The following is a 14,758-nucleotide window of genomic DNA, read 5'->3' on the forward strand; positions in this document are numbered from 1 at the left end:
TAGTTCAAGTTGTAGGTAGCCCCTAAAAAAGAGAGCCTCTTTTTCCTACTTGATACAAATAATACTCAAAACAATTTGTGTTGCAGCTAGGCGGCCAGAGAGGATATCTCGGGGAGCATACATAAGTATGTGACCCGAGTAGCCGAACGCAGCCAACAACGCTGCGGCGCAAAGTGTGAAGAGTATTTAGTCTTCTTTCTCTTTAAGGGGAAGCAAAGCCCTAATCGCAAACCCACCGCGCTCACTCTTATGGATTTCAATGCTCCCTTCATGGGCATCGACAATCCGGCGAATAATCGCCAAGCCTAAACCAGTCCCTTTATTGCTACGTGCTTTTTCGCCTTGTACAAAGGGTTGGAATAACCGGTGAATATCTTCTTCTTTGATACCTACACCATCATCTTCCACTTGGAACCAAACAGAATCTTCCGTTTTACCACTACTTACTTTAATCCAGCCATTACCATAACGATATGCGTTGACAATCATATTCGTGATAGCGCGTTTGATAGCTAACGGGTTACCATTTACTATCATTGAGCCCGGCTCCAGCGCTGTTTCGATTTCACCGATCACATTGCTTTCTGAATTGACCGCTTCCATAAGGATTGAATTAAGGTCGCAGAATTCCATATCCATTTCTTGCCCTGTTTTCAGGTAGGACATAAATTGACCGATGATCGCATCACACTCTTCAATATCTTTATTGATAGACTCCGCAAGGTAGCTATCTTCTGGGCTCATCATTTCTGTTGCTAAACGAATACGAGTTAATGGCGTTCTTAAATCGTGGCTAACCCCTGCCATTAAAACAGTTCGGTCGTTTTCTAGCGTTTTGATTCCAGCGGCCATATGGTTAAAGGAACGAATTGCCGCCCTTACCTCAGTCGCGCCTTTTTCTTGCATGGGCGGTAAAATAACCCCTTTTCCAACCTCACCAGCATGGTATTCCAACTCAAGCAACGGCTTGTTCTGATAACGAATATACAGCCACACTCCGGCAAAAATTGTCAGGAAAATAGTCAGTGTATAACGGAAAACGAGGGAAAATTGATTTTGACCTATCTCAGTCAAGGGGACTCGCACCCAAATATCAGGCGCGAGGTAAGATGTCAGCCACAAAATCGGATATTCACGGCCTAATTCGAGGTGAACATTTGCCTTACCGCCTAAATAATCCGACATGTGTTCGCTTAAAAAATCATACTCTTTCGCCCAATTCAACCCTTCTTCCATTGCAGCTGAATGAGCGTAAAAGGTAATACCTAATTCATTATAGATTTTTTTACGTAACGCGGGTGATACCCGCACCGAGGTCCCATCCTGTAGAACCATTTTCTCTGTCATCAACGTCCTAACTTCATAAGCCAGTACTTTGTTAAACTGTTGTAAGCTAGGCATCACAACAAAATTCAACACGACCATATAGCTGGTCACTAGGCTTGCGAATAACAACGCAACGAACAAAAATAACGAGCGAGAAAATGTACTACGTCGTGAGAACCTCAGTCGCTTCATGCTTTACTTCCATCTGGAACAAACACATAACCCAAGCCCCAAACTGTTTGAATATAGCGTGGATGGGCAGGGTCTTCTTCAACCATACGGCGTAAACGTGAAATTTGAACATCGATAGAACGTTCCATCGCACTGTATTCACGGCCTCGCGCTAAGCTCATTAACTTGTCACGAGATAATGGTTCCCTTGGATAAGAAACCAACACTTTTAATACCGCAAATTCACCACTAGTTAATGGCATATTTTCATCACCTTGGAACATTTCACGAGTTCCAAGATTTAACTTAAATTTACCAAATGTAATGACAGCATCATCTTGAGATGGCGCTCCCGGTAGTTCATTTGCTTGGCGACGAAGTACCGCACGGATACGAGCCAGTAATTCGCGTGGATTGAAAGGTTTTGGAATATAGTCATCAGCACCAATTTCTAAACCAACAATGCGGTCAACCTCTTCACCTTTCGCGGTAACCATAATAATAGGGATTGGGTTATTTTGACTGCGTAAACGACGACAAATTGATAACCCATCTTCACCCGGTAGCATTAAATCTAATACTATCAGATGAATTGATTCCCTCGTCAGGATTCTGTCCATTTGTTCAGCGTTTGCGGCACTTCTTACCTGAAAGCCTTGCTCTGTGAGGTAACGCTCTAGCAGTGCACGTAAACGCATATCATCATCGACGACAAGAACCTTATAACTTTCCTGCATTTTGTAGCCCTCAAGATGTGCATCTTTCAAATTATTTTTTTAATCAAAGTAAGCAAAAAAATATTAATGCCTACTAATTTACCACTAACATAGGATTTAATGAATCATTTTACACTTCAGATGCTTAGTGGACGATAACTTATTTCTAATATGAAATAGGTTACTTGCCCTCCTGGAGTATTTACTATTATCTCATCATCAACTCGTTTACCAATCAGGGCTCGCGCCACGGGAGAGTCGATTGAAATCCATTGTTTTGTAGGGTTAAACTCATCAGCCCCGACTATCCGGAATATTCTGATATTTTCATTTTCATCTTCAAGTTTAACCCAAGCACCAAAAAAGACACGGCCTTCTTGCCGAGGGTCAGGTTCGATTATCCTTAGTTGATCCAATCTTTTAGATAAAAACCGGATACGCCGATCAATTTCACGTAACCTTTTTTTACCGTATATGTACTCTGCGTTTTCTGAACGATCCCCTTGGGCTGCTGCTTCAGAAACAGATTGGGTTACTCTAGGCCGTTCTTCTTTCCACAGATACTTTAGCTCTTTGTCTAACGCATCCCAACCTTCGCGCGTAATTAAAAGACTTTTTGTCATAACCTTAAAATATTCGTCAATAGAGACAGTGATTATAATAATTTATAGAACATAATCTGAGACTTTCCTACCAATAGGCTTAAATTCAGTCTGGAAATTATGGCTATCACCAAGTATAACAGTGCAGTAAATTTTTTTAATTGTTCTTTCAGTAGGTATTTAAACACGACATGAATGAAACTCTAAGCCAAATCATCGCAGCAGAACTGCATGCCCAACCGAAACAGGTTTTTTCTGCCTTCACCTTATTAGATGAAGGTAATACTGTCCCGTTTATCGCTCGTTACCGTAAAGAGGTTACCGGAGGGTTGGACGATACTCAGCTTCGCCAGCTAGAAAGCCGCTTAGGGTACTTACGCGAACTGAATGACCGTAAGCAAACCATTCTGAAATCGATTGAAGAGCAAGGGAAATTAACCCCAGAGCTTGCCTCTGCGATTGATACTACCCTCAATAAAACTGAACTTGAAGACCTGTATTTACCGTATAAACCGAAACGTCGTACCCGTGGGCAAATCGCCATTGAGGCAGGGCTTGAGCCATTAGCGGATACCTTGTGGACAGACCCAAGCCAGTCCCCTGAAGAACTAGCCCAAGCTTACATCGATGCAGATAAAGGCGTAGCGGATATAAAAGCAGCCTTAGATGGCGCACGTTATATTCTTATGGAGCGTTTTGCCGAAGATGCCGCCTTATTGGCCAAAGTTCGTGACTATATTTGGAAGAATGCCCACCTTGTTTCTGTTGTTGCAGAAGGTAAGCAAGAAGAAGGCGTTAAATTTAGTGACTACTTTGAGCACCAAGAGCCTGTAGCTCAAGTCCCCTCGCACCGTGCACTTGCTATGTTCCGTGGTCGTAATGAAGGTATTTTACAGCTGTCATTAAATTGTGACCCACAATTTGATGAGCCACCAAAAGAAAGTTACTGTGAAGAGATCATCACTCGCCACTTAGATGTACATTTGAATAACGCCCCAGCTGACCAATGGCGTAAAGCGGTGATCAGCTGGACATGGCGAGTCAAAGTGCTTCTGCACTTGGAAACGGAAGTAATGAGTTCTCTGCGCGAAAAAGCAGAAGAAGAGGCTATTAACGTTTTCGCCCGTAATCTCAGTGATTTGCTGATGGCCGCCCCCGCAGGCATGCGTGCAACTATGGGGCTCGATCCTGGCCTGCGTACAGGGGTAAAAGTCGCAGTAGTTGATGCAACAGGTAAACTGATTGCAACCGATACTATTTATCCACACACTGGCCAAGCGGCTAAAGCAGCAACGATTGTTGCCGCGCTGTGTCAAAAACATCATGTGGAACTCGTGGCAATCGGTAATGGGACTGCATCGCGAGAAACTGAACGCTTCTTTGCAGAAGTCCAAAAACAATACCCTGAAGTAACAGCCCAAAAAGTCATCGTCAGTGAAGCGGGGGCTTCGGTCTATTCCGCCTCTGAGCTTGCTGCGCTTGAATTCCCAACATTGGATGTATCTTTGCGTGGTGCCGTATCTATTGCACGCCGTCTACAAGATCCTCTCGCTGAACTGGTAAAAATTGACCCTAAATCTATCGGAGTTGGTCAATATCAACACGATGTTAGCCAAACTCAGTTGGCACGTAAACTCGATGCTGTGGTTGAAGATTGCGTAAACTCCGTTGGTGTCGACCTAAATACAGCTTCAGTTGCCTTACTGACTCGCGTTGCCGGTTTAAGCAAGATGATCGCCCAAAATGTGGTGGATTGGCGTGATGAAAATGGCCAATTTAATGATAGAAAGCAGTTACTGAAAGTCACGCGCCTTGGGCCAAAAGCATTTGAACAATGTGCAGGTTTCCTACGTATCACTAATGGTAAGAACCCATTGGATGCTTCGACCGTTCACCCTGAGTCTTACCCAATTGTTGAAAAAATCCTTGAGTCTGTCCGTCAACCACTAAAAGAAATTATGGGTAACTCACAAGTGCTTAATGCCTTAAGCCCACGTGATTTCACCACAGAACAATTTGGTGTCCCAACCGTCACGGATATCATTAAAGAATTAGAAAAACCGGGTCGTGACCCTCGCCCTGAGTTTAAAACGGCCACCTTTGCCGAAGGGGTTGAGACCATGAATGACCTTGTCTCTGGGATGGTCTTAGAGGGCGCAGTTACCAATGTAACCAACTTTGGCGCGTTTGTAGATATTGGTGTTCACCAAGATGGGCTCGTTCATATTTCTTCTCTATCAAATAGTTACGTTGAAGACCCTCACAAAGTGGTAAAAGCGGGTGATATCGTAAAAGTCAAAGTGCTAGATGTCGATATCGCGCGTAAACGTATTGCGCTAACGATGCGTCTGGATGAGCAAGCTGGTGATACGAATAGCGCACCTCGTCGAGCAGCTCCAACGCAAGACAAAAACCCACGCAAAGCAGCACAACCAAGGGGTAATGCACGCCAAAACTCATCATCTTCTGGTAACAGTGCGATGAGCGATGCACTGGCTGCCGCATTTGGCAAAAAACGTTAATTACGTTAAATAGGCATCGCTATAAAATAATTGCGATGCCTATTATTTTTAATTAATTCACTTCACACTCGTTAATACACTTCAAAATACTCTTATACCCCAGCGTTTCAACAGCCCCACCGATTAAGAAAACAGGGCTAACTCAATGCTTCGTTGATCCACATCAAGTCAAATTGACGAAAAAAGAGGCTAAATAGAACAAAAGTAGATGATTATAATTCTCATTGTTAATTAGATTAATTTTTGTTGGGTTACGCTATCAAGTTATTGATACCCATATTTCTAGCAATAAGTATTGATATCATTATAAATTGAATTAATAGGAAGACACTATGGCTCTACTTCCTCAATGCAGCTATAAAATAATTGGTTTTTCACCAGAGATAAGCCCCGCTTACCGACAAAAACTTCTTTCCCTTGGTTTGCTACCGGGTTCTGTATTTAAAGTCGTGCGCTTAGCGCCATTTGGTGACCCTGTGCAGATAGAAACGCATCGCGTGAGCTTAGTATTACGTAAAAAGGATCTCGCCCTGCTTAACCTTGATGAAGCGCCTACCGCTTAAGTATTCTTTTTATATTATTGGCAAACACTATGAAACGATTGACTATCGGCTTAATTGGCAACCCCAATGCAGGCAAAACGACCCTATTTAACCAGCTAACGGGCTCGAGACAACGCGTCGGTAACTGGGCAGGTGTCACGGTTGAACGCAAAGTTGGCCGCTTCCACACAGACGACCATAAGATTGAGCTTGTTGACCTTCCAGGGACTTATTCCCTCACCACAATTTCCGAGCAAACCTCACTAGATGAACAAATTGCCTGTTACTTTATCCTAAGTGGCGAAGCTGACATGCTAATCAATGTGGTGGATGCATCAAACCTAGAGCGCAACCTTTATCTTACATTACAGTTAGTTGAACTCGGTGTTCCTTGTATTGTTGCTCTTAATATGTTGGATATCGCACAAAGCCAACATATTGATATTGATATTGCTCAATTGGAGAAACAACTGGGTTGCCCTGTCATTCCAATGGTTTCAACACGTGCGACTGGTATTAATGAATTAAAGAAAACCATTGATACTCATCCACAAAATAGCCAAAAAGCCCTTGTCGAATATCCACCTCAATTATTACAAGCGGTAGACTCACTGTCAGATCAAATATCATCACAGCAATTTAGCCACCAACAACGCCGCTGGTTAGCATTACAAATCCTCGAAGGGGATATTTACAGCCGCCAACGTGCAGAAATAACAGAAGAGCAATTACTTTCGACACGCCAACAACTTAAAGAGAGTTTGAATGAAGAACCCGAGTTACTCATTGCAGACTCTCGCTATCAGTCTATTGCGACTATTTGCCATGCCGCTATTAATAATAGTGCTGCTGAACCCAACAAATTAACGCAATCACTGGATAGATTTATTCTCAGTCGCTGGCTTGGTGTCCCGATTTTCTTATTTGTCATGTACCTGATGTTTGTATTAGCAATTAATATCGGAGGAGCACTACAACCTTTCTTCGAGGGGGCATCAGAAGCCATATTTATTCATGGTCTCCAGTGGCTGGGAGATTATTTGAGTTTCCCTGATTGGCTAACCATCTTCCTTGCCCAAGGTGTTGGTGGTGGTATTAATACCGTTTTACCACTCGTACCACAAATCGGGATGATGTACCTATTTCTTTCAATACTCGAAGACTCCGGCTATATGGCTCGTGCGGCATTTGTAATGGACAGGCTCATGCAAGCACTGGGCTTACCCGGCAAATCATTTGTGCCCTTAATTGTTGGCTTTGGCTGTAACGTTCCTTCCATTATGGGCGCACGTACTCTTGATGCACCGCGTGAAAGGCTGATTACTGTTCTAATGGCACCATTTATGTCTTGCGGCGCAAGGCTGGCAATTTTTGCAGTATTTGCCGCGGCCTTTTTCGGTAAAAACGGCGCTAGTGTTGTCTTTTCCCTGTATATTTTAGGGATTGTGGTCGCTATCCTGACAGGATTGCTACTCAAACACACTTTAATGCGCGGTGAAGCCTCCCCTTTCGTTATGGAATTACCGGTTTACCACGTTCCTCACGTCAAAACGTTACTGATCCAAACTTGGCAACGCTTGAAAGGCTTTGTGGTACGTGCTGGTAAGGTTATCGTCGTTGCCAGTATCTTTATCGGTGCATTAAACAGCTTCTCCTTCTCAGGTAAACCCGTTGATAATATTAATGATTCGGCACTGGCTTCGGTCAGTAAAGTTATCACGCCTGCATTACAGCCAATCGGCGTTCACGCGGACAACTGGCAAGCCACCGTCGGATTAATCACGGGAGCAATGGCCAAAGAAGTGGTCGTGGGTACATTAAATACCCTGTATACCGCCGAAGCGATCACCGCCGAACCATTTGATGCTGAATCTTTCAATTTGTGGGAAGAGTTAGAGGATGCGGTATCCGATACTTGGGATAGCTTAAAAGAAACCTTTACATTAAGTGCGCTATCGAACCCTATCGAAGCCAGTAAAGGGGACGGTGAGATGGAGTCAGGCTCTATGGGTACCATGGCGGCGAAATTTGGTTCTGGCATCGCGGCTTATAGTTATCTAATTTTTGTCTTGCTATATGTGCCTTGCGTATCTGTGATGGGGGCTATCGCTCGCGAAACCAATAAAAGCTGGATGAGTTTTTCCATTCTTTGGGGGCTCAATGTGGCCTATAGCCTTTCTGCGCTGTTTTACCAAATAGCGACATTTAGTGAGCACCCACAAAGTAGCTTAATAACTATTATTGCGGTAGTTGCTTTCAATCTTGTTTTATTTATGTTCTTACGCCGTGTCCGTAGTCGGGTCACATTGAATATAAAAAGTAAAACTGCGGCGCAATGCTCTGGATGTTCAGGCAATGCCTGCCACTAAGGAATAACGTGATGGTCAGCTTGTTACAAGTTCGAGATTTAATCGCCTTATATGGGCAAGCTGACATCACTTTACTGAGTGAGCGCCTCAATACCCCAATTCCGTTGGTCCAAGCCATGGCTGAAAAGCTAGTGAGTCTAGGCAAAATTGAAAAAGTCGATGTGAGTGCTTGTTTGACAGGTAGCAGTTGCAAGGGTTGCCCCGAAAGCACCGACTGTGCGCACTTTGTGTATAAGATAAAGTGAGGCACCTTGAAGGAATGTCATAAACCTGCAATTCTTTTTATCGCATAGTTGAATTCTTAAAAAACCAGACCTCTGCCGGAATATTGGGGTTTAGTTTGTGTCAATAAATCATTAACCATCATCGATTCCTTTTGAAGTAAGGGGATAACATAAAGTGCTGTAATAAAAAGCCTGCTATGGAACTATAGTTAGCAGAATATACGCTTTAAAAACCCCCCTTAATGACTGATGGTTCTATTTACTCTTCCAATCGGCTTTGAAAGTCACATAAATACTCACAAAACTCATCAGGATGTGAAATAAACGGGGCATGAGCGCTATTGCGCATAATCACAGACGGAGAGTGTGGATAAAGCTCGTCCAATACGGGCACCACTTTACGTGGGACAAGCCCGTCAAGATAACCATAAATGCGTAAGAATGGCACTGGCAGTTTTTTCAATTCCTCACGCAAATCTTCGGTACGTAATGACTCAAGCCCCGCATTTAGCGTTTCTACCGTCGGAATAGGCTGCTCGAGAACAACTGATTTTAGCAACTTTGCATCATTTCTTGCGCTTTCTGTCCCAAGCGTTTGCAGTGCTAGAAAACGTTCAACGGTGCGGTGGAAATCAGCGGCGAGCTGATGCTCAAAACCTAATAAAACCTCAGGTCTGATCCCCGCCCAGTCACTACCATCGGCTTTAAAACAAGGGGATGATGCTACTGTTATTAGCCCTGTCACTTCATAGGGATGGTCAAGAGCGATACGACTTGCCACCAGCCCCCCCAATGACCACCCTAACCAAATGGCATTTTTCGGAGCCTGTGCCCATAAAATATCCGCCATAGATTGAATACTCATTGGCGGAAAGCCTTGGCTACGACCGTAACCAGGTAAATCAACCAAGTGAATACGAAAATGCGAAGCGACCCGCGGAATAATGGTTTGCCAAACTTGCGCATTCAGCCCCCATCCGTGTAGTAACACAATATCTTGCTTTCCATCGCCAACGGTCTGCCAATATAACTTTGTCATGGTTACACTCTCTTCGTTCATTTCTTAGTCGAATATTTTTAACAGGACATTACCATGCTAACAATGGAAGGGGTCTGTTGGCTATGCCACCAATCACTAAAATTAAGTCATCAGGGCATTTGTTCATTTTGCCTCAAAGGGTTACCGAAAATGCCGGTGAGTTGCTCTCGTTGTGCTTTGCCCTGTGAGCTGCCTATTAATGAATGCGGTCGTTGCCTAAAGAGCCCCCCAGCTTGGCACCAGTTGATCACTGTAACACCGTATCAAGCCCCATTACGTAAACTCATTCATTGTTTTAAATTTAATAAACAGCCACAACTTGCCTTTTCCTTAGCCCGAATTTTTGTTTTATTTTGGCTCACTGGTTACCGCCATCATCAATGGCAAAAACCCGATTTAATCATGACTATTCCCTTACATCGCCGTCGGTTATGGTTTCGCGGCTTTGATCACATGGCCTTAATTGGTGAAATATTGTCCAGATGGTTAAATATTCCCTATTCACAAAATTCATTATTACGCAGTCATGATACACTGGCACAGATTACACTAAAAAGAGAGCATCGCCGAGCTAACCTTAAAGGTGCATTTACCTTAGAAACGTCAGTTTCAGGCCTACATGTCGCTATTATTGATGATGTTATTACCACAGGTTCTACAATGAACTCCGCAGCAAAATTGTTGATTTGTGCGGGTGCGCATACTGTTGATGCGTGGTCACTCTGTCGCACCTTGTAGGAAAGGGGTAAATGGGCGTATTATAACCAACTAAAGCAGTCAACTATTATTGAGCAAATGATTATGATTAATATTACTGAAGCAGCACAGGCTCATTTTGCCAAGTTGTTGGAAAATCAAGAGCCAGGAACCCAAATCCGTGTATTTGTCATCAACCCAGGTACACCAACAGCAGAATGCGGTGTGTCTTACTGCCCACCGGGTGCCGTTGAAGCAACAGATAAAGAACTGAAGTTCGAAAAATTATCTGCTTATGTTGATGAAATTAGTGCCCCATTCTTGGACGATGCTGAAATTGATTTCGTCACTGACCAACTGGGTTCACAACTAACGTTAAAAGCACCAAACGCAAAAATGCGTAAAGTCTCTGATGATGCGCCATTAATTGAGCGTGTTGAGTATGTTTTACAATCACAAATAAACCCTCAATTAGCCAGCCATGGCGGCCGTGTTTCTCTGATGGAAATCACCGATGATGGTTTTGCTATCCTACAATTTGGTGGTGGTTGTAATGGTTGTTCTATGGTCGATGTCACCCTCAAAGAGGGTATCGAAAAAGAATTACTAAAAATGTTTGATGGTGAGTTAAAAGGCGTTAAAGACCTAACTGAGCACCAACGTGGCGAGCACTCTTTCTACTAATTGCCATTGATGTCTGGCACCTGTTTTTCTGCTTACAGGTGCCTAATTTTATCTTTTATGGGGGTTTCCCCACTATATTCGGTATTTTATGGACCATTTCGAGACACTAACACCCGAGCAAGCCTATCAACATTGGTTAGAAGGCACTGCTATACTTGTTGATGTACGTGATCCACAAAGCTTCCGTGCAGGCCATGCAAGTGGGGCTTATCACCTTACCAACGAGTCACTCAGTCAGTTTTTGGAACAAACGGATTATGAACAACCCGTCATGGTCATGTGTTACCACGGGCATAGCAGTCAAGGTGCTGCACAATATCTGATCAACATCGGCTATGAATCTGTTTACAGCATTAATGGCGGGTTTGAAGCTTGGTTAAGGGAATATCCACAAGCCGTCACGGCGCTCTAGATGAGAAAACGTATTCATGATCCACATCACTTCTTTTGCTAACCCGAGAATGGCGCAAGCATTTGTTGATTACATGGCAAGCCAAAATATTCATTTAAAAATGCAGCCATCGCAGGAGCAACCGCTATTTGAACTTTGGTTAGAAGATGACCAACATCTTTCTCAAGTACGCAAAGAACTCGATATCTTTTTACAAGACCCTAACCACCCCCGCTATCTAGAAGCTAGTTGGCATACCGGTAGTGCAGATACCCAATTTCAGTACCGAAATTATCTCACATGGAATTACCTAAAAGAGCAATCAGGCCCTTTAACTATCGCTGTTATTGTGTTGTCGATTATTGTATATCTTTGGGTAGAAATAACAGATGCGCGTGAAGTTTTACGTTACCTAGCTTGGCCAATTGGCGACCAACAATCTGAACTTTGGCGCTGGTTTAGCCCTGCATTGGTGCATTTTTCGTTATCGCACATTGGCTTCAACCTTGCATTATGGTGGTTCCTTGCTGGGCAAGTTGAACGAAAACTGGGAACAGGGAAACTCTTCACCATTCTATTGGTCTCAGCCTTATTCAGTAATTGGGGTCAATCACTATTTAGTGAAAATAATTTTGGCGGCTTATCTGGTGTGGTATATGCCTTGGTTAGCTACGTTTGGTTAACCGGCGAACGCCGGCCAGAAAGTGGTATCAGCATCCCACGGGGGCTAATGATATTTTCAATTATCTGGCTCTTTTTCGGTTACTTCGATATTTTAGGGATGCATATTGCCAATGCCGCACATACTTCAGGGTTAATTATCGGCTTATTGATGGGAGTATGGGATAATAGGCAAAGTTTCAAACACCAGAGCTCCAGATAAAACATTTTAATAATTAGAGGCCAACGCTGTGAAACAAACCCAGAGACATGATGCAATCGTTGAACTTGTGCGTCTTCAGGGATATGTCAGTACTGAAGAACTTGTCGAACATTTTGAGGTTAGCCCTCAAACCATCCGACGAGACCTCAATGACCTCGCTGAACAAAATAAAATTCAGCGGCACCATGGCGGCGCGGCACTACCTTCAAGTTCCGTAAATGCCGCTTATAACGACCGTAAAATTATGTGGTCAGATGAAAAAGCGCGTATTGCACAACATGTCGCTAGTCAAATCCCTGATGGCGCCACATTATTTATTGATATTGGTACGACGCCTGAAGCGGTCGCCCATGCGTTAGTGAATCATAAAAATTTGCGAGTAGTAACCAATAACTTGAACGTTGCTACTCTATTGATGCCAAAAGAAGACTTTCGCTTAATTTTAGCGGGAGGTGAAGTCCGTTCCCGTGATGGCGGAATTGTTGGTGAAGCCACGTTGGATTTTATCTCTCAATTTAGGTTGGATTATGGCATTCTTGGTATTAGTGGTATTGATATGGACGGCTCCTTGCTTGAGTTTGACTACCACGAAGTTCGTACCAAACGCGCAATTATTGAGAATTCACGCTGTGTCATGTTAGTCACCGACCACTCTAAGTTTGGCCGTAATGCGATGGTTAATCTCGGTAACATGAACTTAATCGATTACCTATTCACCGACAAACAACCACCTGATAGCATTCTCAAAGTGATTGAACAACATAACGTCCAGCTCGAACTTTGCTAATCAAATCATTATGTTCATGATGGCAGCGCACCAGCCTGCCATCATGCTTCTGAATATCTGCCCCTCGCTTTAATTTTTTATATCCTCCGTTCCTTGTTCTTTTTCGCTCGAAACTCAAATTTCCCTTTGTAAATAACATTATTTTAAATGTGGGTATTGAAAAAAGTTTGTTACCAATATCACGCACTTGTTATTTTTTCTTCATTATTAGTTGGCATACTAATGGAATTTGATTACAATCAAATGAGCGAAAACGAACATTATTGAAAGTGTTTCGAACATCTCAGGGGGATGCATGGAAACTAAAGACTTGATTGTCATCGGCGGCGGGATCAACGGCGCTGGTATTGCAGCAGACGCTGCGGGTCGTGGATTATCGGTATTACTGCTCGAAGCTCAAGACTTAGCGAGTGCAACTTCATCTGCGAGTTCAAAACTGATCCACGGTGGCTTACGCTACCTTGAACATTACGAATTTAGGTTGGTAAGTGAAGCATTAGCAGAGCGTGAAGTGCTGCTACGCTTGGCTCCGCATATTGCTTTTCCAATGCGTTTCCGTTTACCTCACCAACCCCATTTACGCCCAGCTTGGATGATCCGTATTGGTTTATTTCTATATGACCATTTGGGAAAACGCGTCAGTTTACCAAGCAGTAAAAGTTTAAAATTCAACCAAAACTCCGTATTAAAATCTGAATTAACCAAAGGTTTTGAATATTCGGACTGTTGGGTTGATGATGCGCGTTTAGTTGTATTAAACGCTCAAGAAGTAGTACGTAAGAATGGTGAAGTTCGTACTCGCACAAAAGTAACTCGGGCTTATCGCGAAAATGGCCTATGGGTGGTTGAAGCTCAAGACTTACGTACTGGTGAGACCCACACATGGAAAGCTAAAGGGTTAGTAAACGCGACAGGACCTTGGGTAAAAGAGTTCTTCGATGATGGCTTGAAACTGAAATCACCCTACGGTATTCGTTTAATCAAGGGTAGCCACATTGTGGTTCCTCGTGCACACGACGAACCACAGGCATATATTTTACAAAACGAAGATAACCGTATTGTATTTGTGATCCCTTGGATGGATGAATTCTCAATCATTGGTACCACTGATGTGGAATACAAAGGTGATCCGAAAGATGTCAAAATCGATGAAAACGAAGTTAACTATTTACTGAAAGTATATAATGACCACTTCAAAAAACAGCTAACGGTTAGCGATATCGTTTGGGATTACTCAGGTGTTCGTCCACTATGTGATGACGAATCTGATTCACCACAAGCCATCACTCGTGACTACACATTAGATATTCACGATGAACAAGGTAAAGCCCCATTACTGTCTGTATTTGGTGGTAAATTAACGACTTATCGAAAATTAGCCGAAGCCGCTGTCAATAAGCTCGCCACCTACTACCCGAATGCAGGTAGCCCTTGGACTAAAAATGGTCAATTACCTGGCGGGGATATTGAAGGTTGCGACCGTGACGGCTATGCACGTGTACTGCGCCAACATTATCAATGGCTACCTGAAGGCTTAGCCCTGCGTTTTGCCAGAACTTACGGTAGCAACAGTAAATTAATCCTTGAAGGTGCGAATTCACTCAGTGATCTCGGTGAAGCCTTTGGTGCCAATGTTTACGAGGCTGAATTACGTTATTTAGTTAAACATGAATGGGTAACTGAATTAGATGATGCTATCTGGCGCCGTACTAAGCTCGGTATGTGGCTAAATGATGAAGAAAAACAACGTATTGCACAGTGGTTATCAGAGCATTCGCTATCTGAGCGTGCTTCTGTATAACGGCA

General features: G+C 43.3%; 14 protein-coding genes. 10 read left to right on the top strand and 4 right to left on the bottom strand.

The genetic code is table 11. The features are described from left to right. Window positions 1-186: 186 nt before the first annotated feature. The 3 genes from envZ to greB form a co-directional block, all read right to left on the bottom strand. Complete coding sequence (gene envZ / locus ACPEH5_RS09455) at window positions 187-1,518, bottom strand: two-component system sensor histidine kinase EnvZ (RefSeq protein ID WP_042847749.1); 1,332 nt, start codon at window positions 1,516-1,518, stop codon at window positions 187-189. Then, complete coding sequence (gene ompR / locus ACPEH5_RS09460) at window positions 1,515-2,234, bottom strand: two-component system response regulator OmpR (protein WP_042847751.1); 720 nt, start codon at window positions 2,232-2,234, stop codon at window positions 1,515-1,517. Before ompR ends, envZ begins: the two co-directional genes overlap by 4 nt. 116 nt (window positions 2,235-2,350) lie before the next feature. Continuing rightward, a complete protein-coding gene (greB, locus tag ACPEH5_RS09465) occupies window positions 2,351-2,836 on the bottom strand; it encodes a transcription elongation factor GreB (RefSeq protein WP_042847754.1) in 486 nt (161 codons plus the stop codon). A 170-nt stretch (window positions 2,837-3,006) separates the two neighbouring features. On the opposite strand from greB, the gene ACPEH5_RS09470 reads away from it, so the two are divergent. From ACPEH5_RS09470 to ACPEH5_RS09485, 4 genes are all read left to right on the top strand, one after another. Continuing rightward, the gene (locus tag ACPEH5_RS09470; RefSeq protein WP_281110824.1) at window positions 3,007-5,337 is read left to right on the top strand and encodes a Tex family protein; all 2,331 of its coding nucleotides are present in this window, start codon (window positions 3,007-3,009) and stop codon (window positions 5,335-5,337) included. A 332-nt stretch (window positions 5,338-5,669) separates the two neighbouring features. Further along, on the top strand, window positions 5,670-5,900 hold the full coding sequence (gene feoA, locus ACPEH5_RS09475; protein ID WP_042847759.1) for a ferrous iron transporter A: 231 nt from the start codon (window positions 5,670-5,672) through the stop codon (window positions 5,898-5,900). Window positions 5,901-5,929: 29 nt separating this feature from the next. Next, window positions 5,930-8,248, top strand: a complete 2,319-nt coding sequence (gene feoB / locus ACPEH5_RS09480; RefSeq protein WP_129466936.1) for a Fe(2+) transporter permease subunit FeoB — start codon at window positions 5,930-5,932, stop codon at window positions 8,246-8,248. Window positions 8,249-8,259: 11 nt separating this feature from the next. After that, window positions 8,260-8,493 carry a FeoC-like transcriptional regulator gene (locus tag ACPEH5_RS09485; protein ID WP_042847763.1) on the top strand — a complete coding sequence of 78 codons (234 nt, stop codon included), beginning with the start codon at window positions 8,260-8,262 and terminating at the stop codon, window positions 8,491-8,493. A 238-nt stretch (window positions 8,494-8,731) separates the two neighbouring features. Here the strand turns inward: ACPEH5_RS09485 and bioH are convergent, their stop codons facing one another. After that, complete coding sequence (bioH, locus tag ACPEH5_RS09490; RefSeq protein ID WP_042847766.1) at window positions 8,732-9,511, bottom strand: pimeloyl-ACP methyl ester esterase BioH; 780 nt, start codon at window positions 9,509-9,511, stop codon at window positions 8,732-8,734. 54 nt (window positions 9,512-9,565) lie between these two features. On the opposite strand from bioH, the gene ACPEH5_RS09495 reads away from it, so the two are divergent. From ACPEH5_RS09495 to glpD, 6 genes are all read left to right on the top strand, one after another. Continuing rightward, the gene (locus ACPEH5_RS09495; RefSeq protein WP_042847768.1) at window positions 9,566-10,249 is read left to right on the top strand and encodes a phosphoribosyltransferase family protein; all 684 of its coding nucleotides are present in this window, start codon (window positions 9,566-9,568) and stop codon (window positions 10,247-10,249) included. A gap of 63 nt (window positions 10,250-10,312) precedes the next feature. Further along, entirely contained in the window at window positions 10,313-10,891 is a 579-nt protein-coding gene (nfuA, locus tag ACPEH5_RS09500; protein WP_042847770.1) for a Fe-S biogenesis protein NfuA, read from the top strand. 88 nt (window positions 10,892-10,979) lie between these two features. Beyond that, the gene (gene glpE / locus ACPEH5_RS09505; RefSeq protein WP_042847772.1) at window positions 10,980-11,303 is read left to right on the top strand and encodes a thiosulfate sulfurtransferase GlpE; all 324 of its coding nucleotides are present in this window, start codon (window positions 10,980-10,982) and stop codon (window positions 11,301-11,303) included. A 16-nt stretch (window positions 11,304-11,319) separates the two neighbouring features. Next, entirely contained in the window at window positions 11,320-12,165 is an 846-nt protein-coding gene (gene glpG / locus ACPEH5_RS09510; RefSeq protein ID WP_042847773.1) for a rhomboid family intramembrane serine protease GlpG, read from the top strand. A gap of 28 nt (window positions 12,166-12,193) precedes the next feature. Beyond that, complete coding sequence (locus tag ACPEH5_RS09515) at window positions 12,194-12,952, top strand: DeoR/GlpR family transcriptional regulator (protein WP_004262881.1); 759 nt, start codon at window positions 12,194-12,196, stop codon at window positions 12,950-12,952. A gap of 295 nt (window positions 12,953-13,247) precedes the next feature. Continuing rightward, on the top strand, window positions 13,248-14,753 hold the full coding sequence (gene glpD / locus ACPEH5_RS09520) for a glycerol-3-phosphate dehydrogenase (RefSeq protein WP_131680895.1): 1,506 nt from the start codon (window positions 13,248-13,250) through the stop codon (window positions 14,751-14,753). Window positions 14,754-14,758 lie beyond the last annotated feature (5 nt).

It is taken from the genome of Providencia sp. NPDC089933 (genome assembly GCF_049545585.1).
Taxonomy (GTDB): Bacteria; Pseudomonadota; Gammaproteobacteria; order Enterobacterales; family Enterobacteriaceae; genus Providencia; species Providencia huashanensis.

Coding starts and splice junctions, on each gene's coding strand:
- glpE (WP_042847772.1), top strand. CDS start 10,980: ATGGACCATTTCGAGACACTAACACCCGAGCAAGCCTATCAACATTGG.
- ACPEH5_RS09485 (WP_042847763.1), top strand. CDS start 8,260: ATGGTCAGCTTGTTACAAGTTCGAGATTTAATCGCCTTATATGGGCAA.
- ACPEH5_RS09495 (WP_042847768.1), top strand. CDS start 9,566: ATGCTAACAATGGAAGGGGTCTGTTGGCTATGCCACCAATCACTAAAA.
- ACPEH5_RS09470 (WP_281110824.1), top strand. CDS start 3,007: ATGAATGAAACTCTAAGCCAAATCATCGCAGCAGAACTGCATGCCCAA.
- nfuA (WP_042847770.1), top strand. CDS start 10,313: ATGATTAATATTACTGAAGCAGCACAGGCTCATTTTGCCAAGTTGTTG.
- glpG (WP_042847773.1), top strand. CDS start 11,320: ATGATCCACATCACTTCTTTTGCTAACCCGAGAATGGCGCAAGCATTT.
- glpD (WP_131680895.1), top strand. CDS start 13,248: ATGGAAACTAAAGACTTGATTGTCATCGGCGGCGGGATCAACGGCGCT.
- feoB (WP_129466936.1), top strand. CDS start 5,930: ATGAAACGATTGACTATCGGCTTAATTGGCAACCCCAATGCAGGCAAA.
- bioH (WP_042847766.1), bottom strand. CDS start 9,511: ATGACAAAGTTATATTGGCAGACCGTTGGCGATGGAAAGCAAGATATT.
- greB (WP_042847754.1), bottom strand. CDS start 2,836: ATGACAAAAAGTCTTTTAATTACGCGCGAAGGTTGGGATGCGTTAGAC.
- ompR (WP_042847751.1), bottom strand. CDS start 2,234: ATGCAGGAAAGTTATAAGGTTCTTGTCGTCGATGATGATATGCGTTTA.
- feoA (WP_042847759.1), top strand. CDS start 5,670: ATGGCTCTACTTCCTCAATGCAGCTATAAAATAATTGGTTTTTCACCA.
- envZ (WP_042847749.1), bottom strand. CDS start 1,518: ATGAAGCGACTGAGGTTCTCACGACGTAGTACATTTTCTCGCTCGTTA.